Genomic DNA, 17,126 nt, shown 5'->3' with positions numbered 1-17,126 from the left:
AATTATCTATTTTCTTTAAGCATATCTTCTTTTTCATCTACAGTTAATTTATCAACAATTTCTTCAGGAGTGCCTATGTCCAGGAGTTTACCTCCTCTCATTAAAGCAGCCCTGTCACATACATCTAAAACAAAGTCCATATCGTGAGAAATGATAATGAATGTTTGTTCTAATTCTGTACGAGCTTTTAAGATAGAGTCAGTTACAACAACACGAGTAACCGGATCCATAGTACCTGTAGGTTCATCTAACACAATAAGGTTAGGTTCTTTAATTAAAACTTGAGCAAGAGCAACCCTGTGTTTTTCCCCTACACTTAATTGGTCAGGATATTTATCTAAAATTTTAGCTGCTGTATCATCGGTAAATCCAACAGTAGTTAATGCGTGAATAGCTTTAATTTTACCGAATTCCGCAGGTAAATTTAAACTAATAGCATCAGTTAAGTTACCTAAAATTGTCCTGTGAGGATATAAGGAATATTCTTGGTGTAATAAACCAATATATGGCATGATACGGCCACGGTTAAGAGGGCCTACTTTAGTCATGTCAATCCATTCATCACCAAGTTTGATTTCGATATTACCGCTACTTGGTTCGGTTAATCCCATCAACATTCTGGTTGTGGTTGTTTTACCGGAACCGCTTAATCCTACAATACCGAAAATTTCCTCTTTATTAATAGTTAAGCTTATACCGTCCACAGCTTTTACAACACCACGTTCAATGGAGTAATAATGTTTTTTAACATCTTCAAGAACTACTTCAGGTTCTCCGAATTCAGGAATTTCTGGTTTTTTAGGAATCGGTACAGTTGCCATGAATTCATCAACAACTTTTTGAGGTTCTCCTTCCTCTTTAATTTGACCATCTTCTAACCAGATTACCTTATCTGCAAGTTCAATCATTACTTCTGGCCAGTGAGAAGTGATTAACATGGTGATTCCTTCATCTTTCACTCCTTCTTTCAATGTATTGTGAAGTTTTACAGCGGTTTGTGGGTCCAATGTACCAGTAGGTTCATCTGCTAAAAACATCATTGGATTTTTAGCTAATTGCCTTGCAAGTACAACTCTCTGTTTTTCCCCACCACTTAAATCACGAGCAATGTGAGTTATCCTGTGATTCATTTGAACCATTTCTAATAATTCCAATGCTTCATAAATGCTGTCTTCGTATTCCTGATCATCAGGCATTGCTCTCATTACATTTTCAATAACGGTTTCTTCATCGTAAAGAGCAAAGTTACGTTGCAACATGATGGAAATTCTTCTTTTAATACTTGCGAATAATTTTCTTTCAGCATTGAAGAAATCTACTTCGCGTGCTTCTAAAGTTCCACCGCAACTACATTTTTCACCAGTATGAGATGGAGAATCTACAGCCAAACAATCAGGACAAACTGCAACATTAACTAAAATTTGACCTGCATCAGGCTTGTAATCTAATGTACCTCTAAGCATGTTAATTAAAACAGATTTTCCACTTCCACTACGTCCTAAAATTCCCAAAGTTTCTCCTTCGTCAATCTTCAAATTAATATCTTTAAGAACATCAACGCCATCGAAAGTTTTTGTAATATTCTTAAGAGTTATAAAATCCATGAAATCACCTATTGAAATAATTTTTATTTAAAACCATTTATAATGTTTTCTAATAACAATTGTTTTAAAAATCTTAAAAATTAGAAATATCAAAGTCCAAATTACCAGAAATAACTCCACGAGCTATTGAAAAACCATTTACACCAGTTTCAATCATTTTTTGAGTATTTGATATTGAATTTACAGAATTATTTCCAATTACTTTGATTTTAACATTATTACAAATTTCTCTTAAGAGATTATAATCAGCATCAAATACCCCTTTTTTCATAGCATCAACATGTAAATAGTCTGCACCGGCATCATCAATTATATGGGCAATATCCAATGTATTTACTCCATCGACATTAGCCCTGATTTTAACTGAAACTTCGCAATCAACATGATCAACAACTTGAGAGATAAAATCTCCCAAATCCTGTCTTTTTAACATTTCTTGTCCGCAACCAATATCCAAAATTTCATTTTGGCGACAATGACAATTAATTTCAACAATATCCAAATCTTTTATTTTACCTACTTCAATAATTGGTTGAGGAGTTGTTGCTCTCACATTAGCAGACACTTTTACATCACTGTGAATCTTTTTAATTGAAGCAACTTCACTTTCAATATGGGAAAAAATTTCATCTAAATGAAAATCAAACTCTTTTCTTCCCCTTGCAATGATCTTTTTGCTTGCTTCAATTGTTGGAGCATCAAGACTATATCCTCCTAAAGTAGCTACATCAAAACCATACGGAATAACCTTATTTAAAAATTCAGAGTTAGTTATCCCCGCCATAGGTGCAACTACTTTAATCATGATATTCCTCAGTATTCTTTTTCAATTACCCAAGTCCACATTTCATTATTGTGAGCACGAATTTCTTCAAGACCGATATCTGCCATATATGCTGCATCTTCCGCATTTTTTCCACGACCGATACCTGCTTTAAGTTTAATGCCTATTTCTTCATCAATTTCTATCATTATTTCTTCTATATCCTTTTCAGACAAACCATTACATGGAGACATAAAGTTATCTCCACCAATGAAGAATAATAATGCTCCTTTTTTGATTAATTTAGTCATTAAATAATGTTGAGCCTTATTAACCATGAAACTTGTGTCAAATGCAGATTCAATATCAGTTAATGTTTCAGTTACACTATTAATATCAATGTGAGCTGCTTGAACAAAACTATCTTCCTCATCAACCAAACTGTCAATAGCTAATATTTCTTTTCTTTCACCGGATTGAGCACTTCCTGCTTTTTGGAGTGCTATAGTAGCCAATCTTTGAGCTTCATGAGGTGTTTCAGCTGCACCTACACCCATACTAACAGTTATAGGATATCTGTTTCTAATTGATCTTTGAATCCTTAAGTGGTCTTCCTCATCAAGACCATTTGAAATTGCAAGCAGATTGTCAAATCTTGTGAAGAAAACTAACCCTTTTTTATTACCAAAATGGTTGTTTAAATCAGCAAATAAACTTGCCTGGAGCATTTGTAAGTCAGATTCTGTTCGTGGTCTTGGAGTAACAGTCCAAGGACCATAATTGTCAATTTGTATTAATGTCATTTGTATCATTGAATAATCGCCTCTTCAATTAAGGAATACAATCAATAATTATCTGAGCTAAATTTATTTTAGCATCTAAATTATTCATTATTGTATTTGTAGTTATTACCTTATTAACTATTTGATTTATTTCAACTTTTTTATCATTGTCTTTATCATCTATTACAAAAGCATCTAAAAAATCATCATATACTGATGCAACACCAACCGCTGAAACATCAATATCCAATGCCTCCATAAATTTGCTTGCCGGACCGCTAACACTGTCATTTCCGATAATTGGTGAAACAGCAATGACATAAGTGTCTTTTAAAGCTTCACGAACGCCATCTAATGATAAGATTGGTAAAATTGAAGTTATTGGATTTGAAGGTCCAATTATTACTGCTTCAGAATTTTTTATCGCATCAATAATACCTTCACTAGGTTTTACTTTGGAAAACTTAACGTCTAAAACTTCAGGTTGTGACTGATGTTTAATTAAAAAATCATGAAATTCCAACTCTCCGATGTCAGTTATAATTTTTATATCTGAATTTTCCTCACTCATAGGAATTATCTTTGCATCAATCCCCATGTTTTTTGCTTGAATTTCACATGCTTTTAAAAGACCGTATTTTTCCATCAATTGAGTTTTTTGAATTTTAGTTGCCCTGTCAATATCTCCAATACGGAGCAATTCCGGACAACCTATCTCCCCAAGCCTTTCATGGGTAATGAATGTATCGCCTTTAACACCGTACCATAACTCATCATTTATCATGTCAGCCATGGTGTATAACACAGTGTCAATATCTGCTGAAACATAAACTCCTGAGAAAAAATCATTTTCTAAAGTATTTACAATAATTGTTAAATCTTTAGTATCAATTACTTCTTTTAAACCTTGTAATAATTTTGGAGTGCCAGTGCCTCCGGATAAAACAGTAATCATAAAAACCATCTATTTCCTAAATACATCAAATTCTTTGGTCATGAGCAAAGGCTTGATATTTGAGTCAGTGTCACGAATTGCATCAAAACTGTTAAATCCTCTAATTAACACAACAGGAAGGCCTTCATCCGCTTGCCCCATAATTAATGATGCAGCAGCGGACAACTCATCAGCAGTTGCAATTTCAGTAGTTTCCAGTTCACGGCCATATAAATCTTTTTCACCTACTCTTCTCCAAAGAGGAGTGATTCCTGAACATCCAATTGCTGTTCCGATAGCTCCAAATCTAAAAGCCCTACCTTGAGTATCAGTGATGATGACTGCAATTTCTTCATCAAACTCTTTTTCTAAAAATTCACGAATTTCAAAGGCAGATTTATCAGCATCAACAGGCATCGGAGTAGCTAAACCTTCACCAACGTTGGATTCATCTATTCCTGCATTAGCACAAACAAATCCGTGTTTTGTTTCTGTGATGATGAATTTAGGACCTACCCTTACAACCTCCACAGATTCATCCAATATTGCCTGAACGAGTTTTGGATCTTTTTTAGACTTTTCAGCAAGTTCAATAGCTTCTTCACTTGGAGTCAATTCATCAAGTTTTATAAAATTGTTTTCTGCTTTTGAAATTAAGGTTTCAGCTATTAATATAATATCCCCATGTTTAAGTCCGCAGCCCTGTTTTAAAATTGCATCTTTGATAATCTGTGAAATATCACTGGACTCATCAACAATAGGAATACCTTCTAGACCAATCAATTCAATACTCATAATATCCCTAATAAAATTAAAAAAAAATAAAATTATGGATTATAGACATCGATAGTCCATTCTCCATTAAATACAGCAGCACATGAAGTTACTGGTTTTTTATAATTAGCAAAAGTACCTTCGTCAAAAATAAATTTAGCAGATTCTGTTGCGGTTTTTGCTTCAAAATCAACCAAGTCATGTACTTGACTTCCGTATGTTGAAATAAATACTGCATCTCCATAAGGAACTTGTTCCACTAACAATTTTTTATCGTTAGCAATTCCAACATAACATCCATATTCATCCTTCTTATTTGTTGATGTAACAACAGCAGCTATCCTTGGAGTATGATAATCATCTTTTTCATAATCCATGGTAAGCAATGAATATGCAATTGCATCTTTGATATTCATTCCTAAAGCGATTTTATCTGCTATAACATCAGTATGAGAACCATTGGATACAATAGCCATATCTCTTACAATACGGATACAATTGTATGTAATATATGTATTCTCATAAATATCTTTCTCAAAACCCTCTTTTGGAACAATAGCTGCACGGTTTTCAAATTTTAAGCATTGCCTATTCGGAAATGACCTGCTTGAAACACGATAAGCTACGAAAGGTTTACCATCACTATTCATCCCAGTTGATAAAATTCTACCTGTATACACTTTTATTCCCCATTTATAATTCTGGACGTTGGACAGCCACATCTGGGGAGACTCCTGGAGGAGTGGTAATACTAATTTCTCCCGGCTTAATTGTGATTTGTCCTTCATCAATAACTCTCGCCTGTACACCAACAGCACTGCCGACTATCGTGTCTGACTTATCAACACCATTTACCGTAACTTTATGCAAATTAGCTACCGGCATAACATAATACTGGGCGTCCCCAGAAACATCAGTCACATTTGGTTTTCCTGTTGCATCTTCAACAACATCAGCGTCGTCGGTTTGAACATCAGTAGCTGAAAAATTACTAGTAACAACTAAAAAGATCATGATAGTAAAAAGAATATCAATAAATGGAACAAGATTAATACTTGGTTTTTGATTTAATACCTTCTTTTTATATCCTCTAACGTCAATAGCCATCAAATCACCTATTGTTTTAGTTTACTTTCTGTAATCTCAGCATTAACATTACATTTTTCTAAAATAATATTTGAAATACTCTTATCCAACATGCTCGGCTTAAATGAAACTTTAATATTAGCATAAGGATCTGAAATCAGCCTGGTGTTTACAACACCTTCAGCTTTTTGAAGAGCTTCAAGAGCACATTCAACATTAGAATCAACTCTCACTTTAACTACAGCAAATCCCCAATTGGTCATTTTTGTAGCAAGCTCAATCTTGTCCATTTCAGCAGAAATAAGGTCCTGAATATAAGTGTAGATAGGCAATAATATAATTGCAACCAAAAGACCCATAATGGTAGTAGTCAAAGCAACGTAAATACCTTCTGCCATAGCGGCTGAATCAGGATTGACTCCCAATGACTTGAATGTCATCCAAATACCAATTACTGTACCAATCAAACCTAAAAAAGGAGCGAGTTCTGTAATAGTTTTTATAGTACTTAATCCTTTTGTCATCTTTGCTACTTCAACAATGAAAATTTGCTCCATACTCTCTTCAACTTCAGTTTTGTTTTTATAACCAATTTTTAAAGTCTCAGAAATAATTTTAGAAATAGGATTTTTAAAACCGTTGATTTGTTTTAATGCCTCGACTGCTCCACCTCTTTCCATGGATGCAGTAACAACGCCAAAAATCTCTGTAGTATCAACTTTACTAATCTTTCTAAGATAAGCAATTTTTCTTATTGAAATAATTAATCCATAGATACCAACAAAAAGAATTATATATGTAATAATTCCACCTTGAGAGAAAATATCAACAATTCCGTCAAGAAATGGATAAATATATTCTATAATCATTTTCATCCTCTATATAACATTATATCGAAAATTTTATAAGAATAGTTTTATTATTCCATATACTTAAATATTATTTAAAAAGGATTGAAATTATTTCAATTTTGCAACAGTTGCCCATGACCTTCTAACAAAATCGGGCATTTCATCATAAGTGTAGTGAGTTAAAAATTCTTTTGTTTTTGGGTCTGAAGGATAACCTGAACCAATGCCCCCAGACTTGATAAAGTCTTTATTAATTTCTTCAATTTGCTTATCCCTTTCGGCTTTTGCTATAATTGACGCAGCACTAACTTCAATATATTTATCATCTGCCTTATGTTCGGCAATGACATTAACACCAGTGTCTTTGCGCAAATTTTCTTGAAAACGTTCCGCTTTAACATCAACAGCATCGACTATGGCCTTTTCAGGATTCATTTTTATTAAAATAGATTCCATGGCATTTTTTTCAATTTCATTGAGATTTATCCCATCAGCCCTCATTTCATCGATTTCACGGGCAGAAATGACTACAACTTCATATTCAAACATCTTTTTAAGTTTACGGGATAAAATTGTCCTTCTGTGAGGAGCCAATCTTTTGGAATCCTTTACGCCCATCCGTTCCAAGACCTTTTCCATTTTTTCAGGAACTATAACTCCTGCAATAACCATCGGACCTAAAACAGACCCTCTTCCAGCCTCATCAATGCCTAAAATATCCATAAAAATCAAAAAAAGTAAAAAAAAGAGAAATAAATATTGAAATTTATTTCATAGCCCTAAGACGGACTTCAGGTTCTAATGCAAGTGGTTCTGCAGCAACAATAGCAGTACCTTTTGCAACAACAGTCATTGGATCTTCTGAAATTTCAATTGGAATTCCAATTTCATCAAAAATCCTTTCTTTTATACCGCGAAGTCTTGAACTTCCACCAACAGCAACAGAGTTATTATAAACTCCCATCATCAATTCAGGGGATAATCTTTCCAAGATAATATTTAATCCGCCTACAATTTGTTGCATGAATGGCTCTACAGCTTCAGCAACTAACATTGAATCAATAATAACTTTTTTAGGTCTGTTAGTTTCTAAAGATTTACCAATGACTTCAACACTTAAATTTTCAAGCTGTTCTGAACAGTGAACCATACCCACTTCCATCTTAGCAGCTTCTGCATCATGAATACCAATAGCTACATCATATTTTTCTGCTACAAGTTCAACGATTCTGTTATCAATATCGTCACCACCACATCTTACAGTTTCGATATCATTAATTCCTCCAAGGGAAATAACTACAATATCAGTTGAACCTGCACCAATATCCACAACCATGGTACCATTTGGTTCTGCAATAGGCAAACCTGCACCAATAGCGGCTGCTAAACCTTCACTAATAACCAGAATATTTTGAGCACCTGCTTTCCTACCTATTTCTTCAGCAGCATTTTTTTCCACTTCAGATGCGTCACCAGGAATACCGATAACTATTCTACCAACACTTTCGCCTTCATTAATACCAATTTGCATTGCTTTAATGAGTAATGCTTGTGCTTGTACAACATTTTCGATTACTCCTTTTTTCAAAGGTCTTACTGCAAGAATATCTTCAGGAGTTCTTCCAAGCATTCTTTTAGCTTCTTCACCTACTGCCAAAACTTCAGATGGATCATCTTTTTTTACGGCAACAACTGATGGGATTTGATATAAATCAAATTTATCACCAGAAGGTTTTGCTATAACTGTGTTTAAAGTTCCTAAATCAATTCCGAGACTGTTGCTAATGACTCTGGTGTCATCAACTTGTGGTTCTTCCTCTTCTTTTCCAAAAATATTCATGATTATTCCTCCGTTACAATATCTTTAAAATCTATAACGAATACCTTATTAGATGTAGCGATGCTTTGAATTTTTCCAACATGCTCATTTTTCTCAACAGAAACAACAACTGTTGTTAGAACGACCTCATTAGCATTATAGAATGGTTTCAAAGCAGATTTGATGAAATTTGGTAATCTAACTTCATTACTTATGTCAACATTAATGAAACTGGTAGTCTGAGCTTTTTGAAGAATCTTGAATGGCACTCGTGATTTGCCAATTTTTGACAATGTGGATTTCAGCACATTCTCAGGGGCAACAAATACCATCACATTAGGTTCATCAGATAAATATTTACGAAGTATTTGGACATAAGCTCCACCACGTTGCCTTGTTTGATTTTTAAAATCATTTATAACAATAGAATTGCCATAAATCATGATAAAATCAAATGTTTTATCCAATTTACCTTCCTTTAATACAACATGCTCCCTAAACAATATCTTGACAGTTGAATTAGATAAAATAGCTTTATATGCCATTTCATCAACCAAATCCGCATTACCTGCAATAACACACCAAGTTTTTTCAATTTTATAATTGCTGTCTGTTGTGACCATTGCAGCCTGCCTAAGGACACGTATATTATCTTCAATCATTTAACTACTCACTACATTAATATTAAGTTCTAAAACTAAAGATAAACAGCTTAAAATTAAATTTAAGAATTTAATTTTCAACCACTCATCGATAGTTTATCAATTAATATTTATTAAAAATATTATTATATATATTTTATCTTTTAAGGTTAATTTTTCAAAATTAGTTAATAAATTTCAATTTTTTTAATCAAACTAAATAATTATGCGAAATTATTAAAAAAAATACACATACAACAAGTGAAAACTTAAAAACCAAACAAACTAACAAATTCAATATAAAATAACACTTATAAATAATTAAATACAAATATTAATAAATATAAGACGAAATCCAAGAAAAAATTAATAACTTATGAATTAAAAAGTATTACAGAGGTTGAACATGAATATTGAAGATACAAGCATTAAAAAATTCATTGCAATATCCGACATGATCTCATTATGCAATATGAGTTGCGGATTTATATCTATAATCAGTTCAGTAAATAACAACTTTGAACTAGCAGCACTGTTAATGATATTTGCAATCATGTTTGACTCAGTAGATGGTTGGGTAGCAAGAAAAACCAATAGACATGACACATTGGAATTTGGAAAAAATATTGATTCCCTATCCGATGCTGTTTCATTTGGTGTTGCGCCAGCAATATTCCTATATTCTACTATTAACACCACATCAACTATTATTCAACCAATTGTAATAATCGTTAGTTTATTACTTGTTATTTGTGGAATTTTGAGATTGACAAGATACAATGTAATTGCAAATCAAATCAAAACTAAAGATTTTATAGGATTCCCGATACCTGGAATCGCATTTATCTTAGCTACATATTATTTAAGTGGATTATATAATGAATATCTTGCAATAATATTAAGCATTATAATTTCTTTAATCATGATTAGTAAAATCATTTATCCTAAATTCGATAACATGCCAATTCTAGCAATATCAGTCATATTAATCATTTTGTTAATTCTCCCTTTCAAAATAATCTTGTTTAATATTAATATACCAGCACTATTATTGTTATTATTCTGTTTATACTACCTTTTAATTAATTTAATTAAAAATTTCACTGTAAAAACCAATTAAATTAATCCATCTACTTTTAATTAAATATTAGGAGTAGAAAAATGACCAAACCAAAAGATCCATTATTTCCCAAAGGTTTTGAGGAAACAAAAGATATAAAAGAACAGTATATCGAAGAAAATTTTCCCAAACCTTCAAAAAAAGATGAATTAAGTCCCTTAAAAAAGCTTAATCATAAAATTGGAGTTTATTTAAATCCGAAAACAACAAGAATTACCGAAGATGAACAAAAAAGAAAAATTGGAATAATAATCACAATTTTGATATTATCCACATTGATAATAGCGTCTTACTACTTTTTAGTTTACCAGCCACAGCAGGAGGAACTGTCCCTAATGAGAACTGAAAAATTAAATGAGCTTCACGAGTTATATTCAGGCCCGTTGGTGACATCATCAAATGCATTAGTTTTAGAAAACAAGATTGATGATGCAAGAAGCTGTGAAGAATTGGAAAGCATAAACATTCTGACATCAGCAACCAAAGACTGGAAATCATATCATAAAAAAGCCATTTACGCCAATCAGGATAAATTCAACAGAACCATGGTAGTATATGGAAATGAAAGCAAAGACGTCATAATGAACAGTAATGAGGCAATGGAAATTGTTAGTCAGAATGATGCAACTGTACTGTCAAAAATTAAATTTGAAACCCCCAATACAGTTTCAGTGCCGATATTAGTTTCAAGGCTGCAGGCGGGTGCAGGACTAATTAATGTGGGCAGTGTGGTGGACATCTATTTAAATTCGAATTACACTGACGAAAACATTAGCGAAAACAATTCAAGCCCTGAAATAAGCGGATGTACAGTGCTTTCCATAATGAGATATGAGGAAAACGGAGAAATAGACTCAGAATACTCAAAATCCAATGTCCATGTGAAAGGAAACGATACCTACCCAAAGGAAAACACGAAAAGTTTTTCATCCAACGTATTGGAACTTTTAAAGGGATCAATTGTCAAAGGATATAGTGAAAAGGAAACCGTTGAAATGCTTAAGGATTATGGGGTTAAATTATCGAATTATGAACGTCAAATCAATCTAGGCGATTTAGATGCCCAATACATGCTTTTAATTGAAACGCCCCAAGATAAGGTAAATTTTGTAATAAACAACATGGAAAATATTGTATTAACTATTCCAACATCACATGCTCCAAACTGGATGTATAATGAAATTTACACTACGTATAACAATTGAAAAAATTATTATATTAGATATTTACAAAAGTGATATTATGAATAGACCAAGTATTACAACAATAATTGTTATTATATGTTTACTCATAATAGGATTATATGCAATGGGAGAAGTTAACTACTTCTCATCAAAAAATGCTGTGGAAAGCAATATAGAGTCCCCAATGATTATAATTCCTTCTATTGGAGTTACTGAAAAAATTAACGAGGTATCTCTCTCACAGGGAGTATTGCATGAGCCAAGTTCATATGCTCCATTAAGTGGTGATGTATTATTATTCGGACATAGAACACTGCAGGGTTCTCCTTTCTTAAGGCTTAATGAATTATCAGAAGGAGACGAACTAATCTTAGAATGGCCTGGAATCGGAGAATTAAAATATAAAGTCATAAGTTCAACAATTGTGCCTGCTACTTATCAGCTTGACGCTGTGGAAGGTGGAAATTCACTATATTTAATTACCTGTGATCCTATCGGATCTACTGAAAATAGATTGATCATACAAGGAGAATTGAGTGAAACTAATGCACTAAATAGCGATATAATCAATAGTAATCCTCAAGGATTGAATGCATTGATAATTACTGCAATCTTTTTAGGAATTGGATTGATATTCAGTTTCTTCTATCCGAAAAATCAAAGAGTTTATATTTTAGCAACAGTATTGATTATTACAGCAATTTTAATATTTTGTTGTATTCATCCAATGCCATCCGAGTTAATATATGACAAAATAATCTTTTTAAATGGAGGAATATGATGGATGTCGACAAAGAATATTTCTCTAATATAACAACAAGAGAACGAGCCATATTTGAAGGAGCTATTAGTATGGGAGCTCTATTTCATCAATTTGTTGGAACTCCCGTCAATAAAAATACTAAAAATAGTTTAGAGACAAGTATGGAAGAATCTTTAAAATTGCAGCCAGCTATTGATGATGTTAAAGTCAATATCAGATTTGATAAACTAGAAGAATCAATGACTGAATTTGAATACACATCTCTTACTGGAGATATGCTTGATGTTAAAATCTACACAAAAGTAGAAAATGTCACAGCAATAATAAGAATTGAATTCATTGAAGAGTTAAACTATCCTTTAATGTATGTTGAAGATATTGCAGAAGATTAAAAGTTAATATATTTCTTTTAAATCTTCCAATAACTCTTTTAAATGACTTTTTTTAATATGATTCATTAAGACTATCCGAATTGCAACAGGACATTTTGCTACAGAAACCTTCCAATTTAATTTTTCTAATTTTTCAGAAAGCACATTCGCATCAAAATCAGGGTGATTAAAAGCCACTATATTCAATTCGGGTTCGCAAACAACATCATAACCTATCTCTTCAAGACCTTCTTTTAAAAATTTAGTATTATTCATTAAATTTTCAGCAAGTTTGCAATAACCCTCTCGCCCGAAATATTTCATGATGGCATAAGTGGCAGCAGATGAAGCGCCAATACGGGTCCCAACAACTGTTGATTGAGTTTTAACAGTTAAATATGGAGAATCAACAGCCATTACATTAAGATATTCCTCTTTTCTAAATATGATTCCTCCAGCAGGAATAGGGGCAAGCCCCATCTTGTGAGGATCGACAGTTATTGAACAGACTCCCGGCAATGAAAAATCAAAAACAGGCAAATCATAACCAATTTCTTTTAAAAAAGGAATTGAAAAACCGCCAAATGCGGCATCAACATGGAAATAGATATTATTTTCATGAGCAATTTGTGAAATTTCCTCAATAGAATCTATTAAACCCAATTCAGTTGTGCCTGCAATAGCTACAATAGCCACAGTTTTATCAGAAATTACATCTTTTAATGCATTAACATCGATCTTATAATTTTCATCCAGTTTTGCTTCAACTATATTCAAGTTTAACATGTCAGCAGCTTTCTTAAATGAAAAATGAGCGGATTCAGGGATGATAATTTCCCCATCAGTAATTCCCTTGTATTTTCTTGCATGATTTCTAGCGGCACGAATAGCCATGATATTTGCTTCTGTTCCGCCAGTTACAATGTTTCCGAAAGCATTGTCCAAAGACAACAGATTACCAATAGACTTGATTACTTCATCTTCTATAAATTTTGTTCCTTTAAAAAGACCTGGATCACCCAAATTAGTATCTAAAAACTTACAATAAACTTCCTTTGCAAAGGGATGGGCTTCAGTACACATAGACCCTAAAATCCTACCGTCCGCATAATTATTATCTAATTTATGAATTTCATCCAATTCCTTTAAGATTTCTTCTCTATCTATTGGTTTTTCTTGCATAAAATAACCTAATTAAACTAAATAACTAAAATAAAAATTAAAATAAAAAAAAGAAATAAAGAAATTATTCTAAACGTTTACGTGCAGCGTCAAGAATAATTTTTTGTTCAGCTCTAGCGACAGTTTTCCTCACATCAGCAATAGCATCAGTGTTTGAGGATACACTTGAGATTCCGAAACCAACAAGTTTTTCAACAATGTGAGGTACACTACCTGCTTGACCACAGATACTACATTTAACACCTGCTTCAGCACATTTTCTAATTGTTCTTTCAATTAATTTCATTACTGCAGGGTGTTCTTCTGAATAGTGTTTTGCCACAAATTCATTGTTTCTGTCAACTGCAAGAGTGTATTGGGTTAAATCATTGGTTCCTAAACTTACAAAGTCAATTCCAACTTTGATGTATTCATCAATCATAATAGCTGCTGCTGGAATTTCAACCATCATACCGAAGTCAACATCTTTGTGAGGTTCTAAACCTATTTCGGAACAAAGAGCTTTAGCTTGTACAAGTTCTTCAGGATTTTGTGACAATGGAATCATGATTCCAATGTTAGTGTAACCTTTTTCATGTAACTTTTTAATAGCTCTGAACTCACATTTGAGGATTTCAGGTTGATCCAATTCTCTTCTGATACCTCTCCAACCAAGCATAGGATTGTGTTCCCTAGGCTCGTTTTCACCACCTTCTAATGCAATGAATTCATCAGTAGGAGCATCTAAAGTTCTGTACCATACAGGTTTTGGATAGAATGCATCAGCTACAATTTGAACCTTCTCAGCAATAGTGTCAATTAAATCGTCTTCTTTACCGTCTGCGATGAATTTACCAGGGTGAACACCTGAGGTTAACATTAAGTGTTCGGTTCTTAAAAGTCCGACACCATCTGCACCGGTTGCAGCTGCTTTTTCTGCTGCTTCAGGCATACTTACATTAGCTTTTACTTCAGTAACAGTTATGATTGGAGCTGCTTCAACATTAGCTACAGCAGGAGCTTCTTCCTTAACTTCAGAAATTCCTTCAAATACTAATCCTTTTTTACCGTCTAAAGTAACACCAGCATTTTCTTCTAAAGTAGCTGTAGCATTACCTGTTCCAACAACACATGGAATTCCAAGTTCACGGGAAATAATGGATGCGTGGCAAGTTACTCCACCTTCATCAGTAACAATACCGCTAGCTCTTTTCATAGCAGGAACCATATCAGGAGTGGTCATGGTTGTGACCATTATGTCCCCGTCTTTGATTTTATCTAATTCATCAATATCTAAAACGATTTTGACTTTACCGCTTGCCATACCTGGACTTGCACCAAGACCTCTTACAAGAACATCTCCGGTTGCGCCAACATCAGAGTCTTCCTCTTCTGAAACGTCACCTAAAGTAGTGATAGGTCTTGCTTGTAATAAGAATAAGTTATCTCTTTCAAATGCCCATTCGGTATCCATAGGTTCACCATAATGAGCTTGAACTCTTTTACCCATTTCAGTTAATTCTATGAGTTCATCATCAGATAATACTCTTTCATTTCTTTTATCTTCAGGAACTTCAACTTTTACACTAGTTCCGTTTTCATCATTAGTGTACATTACTTTTTTGTCACTAATTGTTACATTGATAATTTCATTATTTTTCTTATCAACTTGATAATTATCAGGAGTTACATCTCCGGATACAACTGCTTCACCAAGACCCCATGATCCTTCAATTAAAGCGATTTCTTCACCGGTAGATGGGTTTACAGTAAACATTACACCAGCTTTATCTGCAATAGCCATTTTTTGAACAACAACAGCAATGTAAACTTTTGAATGTTCGAAGTTATTTTCTTCCCTGTAGAAAATTGCTCTTGCTTCAAATAAAGATGCCCAACATTTTCTGATATATTCGATTACTTCGTCATCACCTGAAACGTGCAAGAAAGTATCTTGTTGACCTGCAAATGAAGCTTCAGGCAAGTCTTCTGCAGTTGCGGATGATCTGATTGCAACATCAGTATCATCTTCGCCAACTCTTTGACAAAGTTCATTGTAAAATTCACGGATAAATAAAACTAAATCTTCTGGAATAGGAGCTTCAATAATAATCTTTTTTATTTTTTCAGCTGCTGCTTGAAGAGCTTTAGTATCATTGATATCAATTTCATCAAGAATTTTCATGACGCTGTCATTAATTCCTGCTTCATCCATGAACTTTTCATATGCTTGTGCAGTTACTACAAAACCTGGAGGTACTGGAATGCCTGCCTGGGTTAATTCTCCCAAATTAGCACCTTTTCCTCCTGCAATTCCAATATCGGATTTACTTAAATCCTCAAATTTTACAACATACATAAAATAAAACCTCTTGGTATAAACACATATTCAATTGACAATAGTTTGGATAAAAACATTACCAATAATATGTATAATACTATAAATTTTAATGTTTAAATATTTAATTATAAAAATTAGAAAAATAGTTAAAATAGTTGAAATGGTTAAATTAAAAAAAAGAGTAAAAATAAATTAATTAAAATTATTTAATTAATTCAGCGCCTTTGTCAACGACAATTTTGCATGGAACTGGTAATTTCATACCTGCTCTTTTTAATGCAACTTTAGCTTGTTCAAAGTTTTTTTCTTGGCAGTCAATAGTGATGACTCTTTGATCTTTTTTAACGATAGCTTCAACACTGATTGGTTTACCGAAAGCATTTCTCATACCACTTTGAACCCTGTCCGCACCTGCACCGGTTGCCATTGGGTTTTCTCTTACGATTTGGTGAGGGTATACTCTTAATTTTAAGTGGTATCCCATTCTACCAGCAGCTCTTTGCATTAATCTGTTAGAAGCAATCCTTGCAGCTTCTAAAGAGTTGTGTCTAATGTGAGCTGGTTTTTTTACAGCTAAACTTACAGAAACAGGGAATTCATCTCTTAAATTACCCATGTCATATTGTACAATTCTTGAATTTGGGGTTTTTCTAATGTAATCTCTTCTTGTATAAGCACGAACCATGATTATTCCTCCGAAATAAAAATAACATGAATGAACATGTTTAATTAAAAAATAGCTATATAATATTAAGTTCGAATAATAGCTATATAAAAATCATATATCGTAATATATAGAATACTTAAATATATTAACTAAGTCATTAATAAAGGTTACCATATTTTTTATAATATCACAAATAATATAAATTTAAAAAACAAATAGAATAAATAAATTATTAATAAAAAAATGTGAAAAAATGAAAATAAAT

Annotated in this window: 18 protein-coding genes; 4 read left to right on the top strand and 14 right to left on the bottom strand. The window is 32.9% G+C overall.

Features of this window, described 5'->3' with window-relative positions:
• Window positions 1-2: 2 nt before the first annotated feature.
• The 11 genes from atwA to ACKI30_RS09210 all read right to left on the bottom strand — a co-directional run bounded on the left by atwA (window position 3) and on the right by ACKI30_RS09210 (window position 9,275).
• Window positions 3-1,604 carry a methyl coenzyme M reductase system, component A2 gene (atwA, locus tag ACKI30_RS09260; RefSeq protein ID WP_407411861.1) on the bottom strand — a complete coding sequence of 534 codons (1,602 nt, stop codon included), beginning with the start codon at window positions 1,602-1,604 and terminating at the stop codon, window positions 3-5.
• A gap of 73 nt (window positions 1,605-1,677) precedes the next feature.
• Entirely contained in the window at window positions 1,678-2,388 is a 711-nt protein-coding gene (locus tag ACKI30_RS09255; RefSeq protein ID WP_407412054.1) for a tRNA-dihydrouridine synthase, read from the bottom strand.
• Between the two features lie 29 nt (window positions 2,389-2,417).
• The gene (locus ACKI30_RS09250; RefSeq protein ID WP_330009256.1) at window positions 2,418-3,179 is read right to left on the bottom strand and encodes a GTP cyclohydrolase III; all 762 of its coding nucleotides are present in this window, start codon (window positions 3,177-3,179) and stop codon (window positions 2,418-2,420) included.
• A gap of 19 nt (window positions 3,180-3,198) precedes the next feature.
• On the bottom strand, window positions 3,199-4,104 hold the full coding sequence (cofD, locus tag ACKI30_RS09245) for a 2-phospho-L-lactate transferase (RefSeq protein ID WP_407411859.1): 906 nt from the start codon (window positions 4,102-4,104) through the stop codon (window positions 3,199-3,201).
• 9 nt (window positions 4,105-4,113) lie between these two features.
• Window positions 4,114-4,878, bottom strand: coding sequence for a coenzyme F420-0:L-glutamate ligase (locus ACKI30_RS09240; RefSeq protein WP_407411857.1), 765 nt, complete (start codon window positions 4,876-4,878; stop codon window positions 4,114-4,116).
• Between the two features lie 32 nt (window positions 4,879-4,910).
• Window positions 4,911-5,537 (bottom strand): IMP cyclohydrolase, encoded by a 627-nt coding sequence (locus ACKI30_RS09235; RefSeq protein WP_292739212.1) that lies wholly within the window; start codon window positions 5,535-5,537, stop codon window positions 4,911-4,913.
• A 13-nt stretch (window positions 5,538-5,550) separates the two neighbouring features.
• The gene (locus ACKI30_RS09230) at window positions 5,551-5,964 is read right to left on the bottom strand and encodes a biopolymer transporter ExbD (protein WP_407411854.1); all 414 of its coding nucleotides are present in this window, start codon (window positions 5,962-5,964) and stop codon (window positions 5,551-5,553) included.
• A gap of 8 nt (window positions 5,965-5,972) precedes the next feature.
• Window positions 5,973-6,812 (bottom strand): MotA/TolQ/ExbB proton channel family protein, encoded by an 840-nt coding sequence (locus tag ACKI30_RS09225; protein WP_407411852.1) that lies wholly within the window; start codon window positions 6,810-6,812, stop codon window positions 5,973-5,975.
• A 90-nt stretch (window positions 6,813-6,902) separates the two neighbouring features.
• Window positions 6,903-7,517, bottom strand: a complete 615-nt coding sequence (rnhB, locus tag ACKI30_RS09220; protein WP_407411850.1) for a ribonuclease HII — start codon at window positions 7,515-7,517, stop codon at window positions 6,903-6,905.
• Between the two features lie 43 nt (window positions 7,518-7,560).
• Complete coding sequence (locus ACKI30_RS09215) at window positions 7,561-8,634, bottom strand: rod shape-determining protein (protein ID WP_407411848.1); 1,074 nt, start codon at window positions 8,632-8,634, stop codon at window positions 7,561-7,563.
• A 2-nt stretch (window positions 8,635-8,636) separates the two neighbouring features.
• The gene (locus ACKI30_RS09210) at window positions 8,637-9,275 is read right to left on the bottom strand and encodes a hypothetical protein (protein ID WP_407411846.1); all 639 of its coding nucleotides are present in this window, start codon (window positions 9,273-9,275) and stop codon (window positions 8,637-8,639) included.
• A 385-nt stretch (window positions 9,276-9,660) separates the two neighbouring features.
• On the opposite strand from ACKI30_RS09210, the gene ACKI30_RS09205 reads away from it, so the two are divergent.
• Genes ACKI30_RS09205 through ACKI30_RS09190 form a run of 4 tightly spaced genes read left to right on the top strand, consistent with a single transcriptional unit; the run spans window position 9,661 to window position 12,713 of the window.
• Entirely contained in the window at window positions 9,661-10,374 is a 714-nt protein-coding gene (locus tag ACKI30_RS09205; RefSeq protein WP_407411844.1) for an archaetidylserine synthase, read from the top strand.
• A 41-nt stretch (window positions 10,375-10,415) separates the two neighbouring features.
• Complete coding sequence (locus tag ACKI30_RS09200; protein ID WP_407411842.1) at window positions 10,416-11,579, top strand: DUF515 domain-containing protein; 1,164 nt, start codon at window positions 10,416-10,418, stop codon at window positions 11,577-11,579.
• 37 nt (window positions 11,580-11,616) lie between these two features.
• A complete protein-coding gene (locus tag ACKI30_RS09195) occupies window positions 11,617-12,339 on the top strand; it encodes a class E sortase (RefSeq protein WP_407411840.1) in 723 nt (240 codons plus the stop codon).
• Window positions 12,339-12,713, top strand: a complete 375-nt coding sequence (locus tag ACKI30_RS09190) for a dihydroneopterin aldolase family protein (RefSeq protein WP_407411838.1) — start codon at window positions 12,339-12,341, stop codon at window positions 12,711-12,713. The genes ACKI30_RS09195 and ACKI30_RS09190 overlap by 1 nt, the downstream gene beginning before the upstream one ends.
• A 3-nt stretch (window positions 12,714-12,716) precedes the next feature.
• Here the strand turns inward: ACKI30_RS09190 and mfnA are convergent, their stop codons facing one another.
• The 3 genes from mfnA to rplJ form a co-directional block, all read right to left on the bottom strand.
• The gene (mfnA, locus tag ACKI30_RS09185; protein ID WP_407411836.1) at window positions 12,717-13,874 is read right to left on the bottom strand and encodes a tyrosine decarboxylase MfnA; all 1,158 of its coding nucleotides are present in this window, start codon (window positions 13,872-13,874) and stop codon (window positions 12,717-12,719) included.
• Window positions 13,875-13,938: 64 nt separating this feature from the next.
• Entirely contained in the window at window positions 13,939-16,212 is a 2,274-nt protein-coding gene (gene ppsA, locus ACKI30_RS09180) for a phosphoenolpyruvate synthase (RefSeq protein WP_407411834.1), read from the bottom strand.
• Window positions 16,213-16,396: 184 nt separating this feature from the next.
• Entirely contained in the window at window positions 16,397-16,879 is a 483-nt protein-coding gene (gene rplJ, locus ACKI30_RS09175; protein WP_292739192.1) for a 50S ribosomal protein L16, read from the bottom strand.
• Between the last annotated feature and the right edge of the window lie 247 nt (window positions 16,880-17,126).

The organism is Methanobrevibacter sp. (assembly GCF_045539575.1).
GTDB lineage: Archaea > Methanobacteriota > Methanobacteria > Methanobacteriales > Methanobacteriaceae > Methanocatella.
This window is presented reverse-complemented; position numbering and strand designations above follow the sequence as displayed.

Bases quoted from the DNA above. Each gene is read 5' to 3' on its own strand.
- ACKI30_RS09225 (WP_407411852.1), bottom strand. From the start codon at position 6,812: ATGATTATAGAATATATTTATCCATTTCTTGACGGAATTGTTGATATT.
- mfnA (WP_407411836.1), bottom strand. From the start codon at position 13,874: ATGCAAGAAAAACCAATAGATAGAGAAGAAATCTTAAAGGAATTGGAT.
- ACKI30_RS09230 (WP_407411854.1), bottom strand. From the start codon at position 5,964: ATGGCTATTGACGTTAGAGGATATAAAAAGAAGGTATTAAATCAAAAA.
- ACKI30_RS09210 (WP_407411846.1), bottom strand. From the start codon at position 9,275: ATGATTGAAGATAATATACGTGTCCTTAGGCAGGCTGCAATGGTCACA.
- atwA (WP_407411861.1), bottom strand. From the start codon at position 1,604: ATGGATTTTATAACTCTTAAGAATATTACAAAAACTTTCGATGGCGTT.
- ppsA (WP_407411834.1), bottom strand. From the start codon at position 16,212: ATGTATGTTGTAAAATTTGAGGATTTAAGTAAATCCGATATTGGAATT.
- ACKI30_RS09215 (WP_407411848.1), bottom strand. From the start codon at position 8,634: ATGAATATTTTTGGAAAAGAAGAGGAAGAACCACAAGTTGATGACACC.
- rnhB (WP_407411850.1), bottom strand. From the start codon at position 7,517: ATGGATATTTTAGGCATTGATGAGGCTGGAAGAGGGTCTGTTTTAGGT.
- ACKI30_RS09240 (WP_407411857.1), bottom strand. From the start codon at position 4,878: ATGAGTATTGAATTGATTGGTCTAGAAGGTATTCCTATTGTTGATGAG.
- ACKI30_RS09190 (WP_407411838.1), top strand. From the start codon at position 12,339: ATGGATGTCGACAAAGAATATTTCTCTAATATAACAACAAGAGAACGA.
- ACKI30_RS09195 (WP_407411840.1), top strand. From the start codon at position 11,617: ATGAATAGACCAAGTATTACAACAATAATTGTTATTATATGTTTACTC.
- ACKI30_RS09200 (WP_407411842.1), top strand. From the start codon at position 10,416: ATGACCAAACCAAAAGATCCATTATTTCCCAAAGGTTTTGAGGAAACA.
- rplJ (WP_292739192.1), bottom strand. From the start codon at position 16,879: ATGGTTCGTGCTTATACAAGAAGAGATTACATTAGAAAAACCCCAAAT.
- cofD (WP_407411859.1), bottom strand. From the start codon at position 4,104: ATGATTACTGTTTTATCCGGAGGCACTGGCACTCCAAAATTATTACAA.
- ACKI30_RS09205 (WP_407411844.1), top strand. From the start codon at position 9,661: ATGAATATTGAAGATACAAGCATTAAAAAATTCATTGCAATATCCGAC.
- ACKI30_RS09250 (WP_330009256.1), bottom strand. From the start codon at position 3,179: ATGATACAAATGACATTAATACAAATTGACAATTATGGTCCTTGGACT.
- ACKI30_RS09255 (WP_407412054.1), bottom strand. From the start codon at position 2,388: ATGGCGGGGATAACTAACTCTGAATTTTTAAATAAGGTTATTCCGTAT.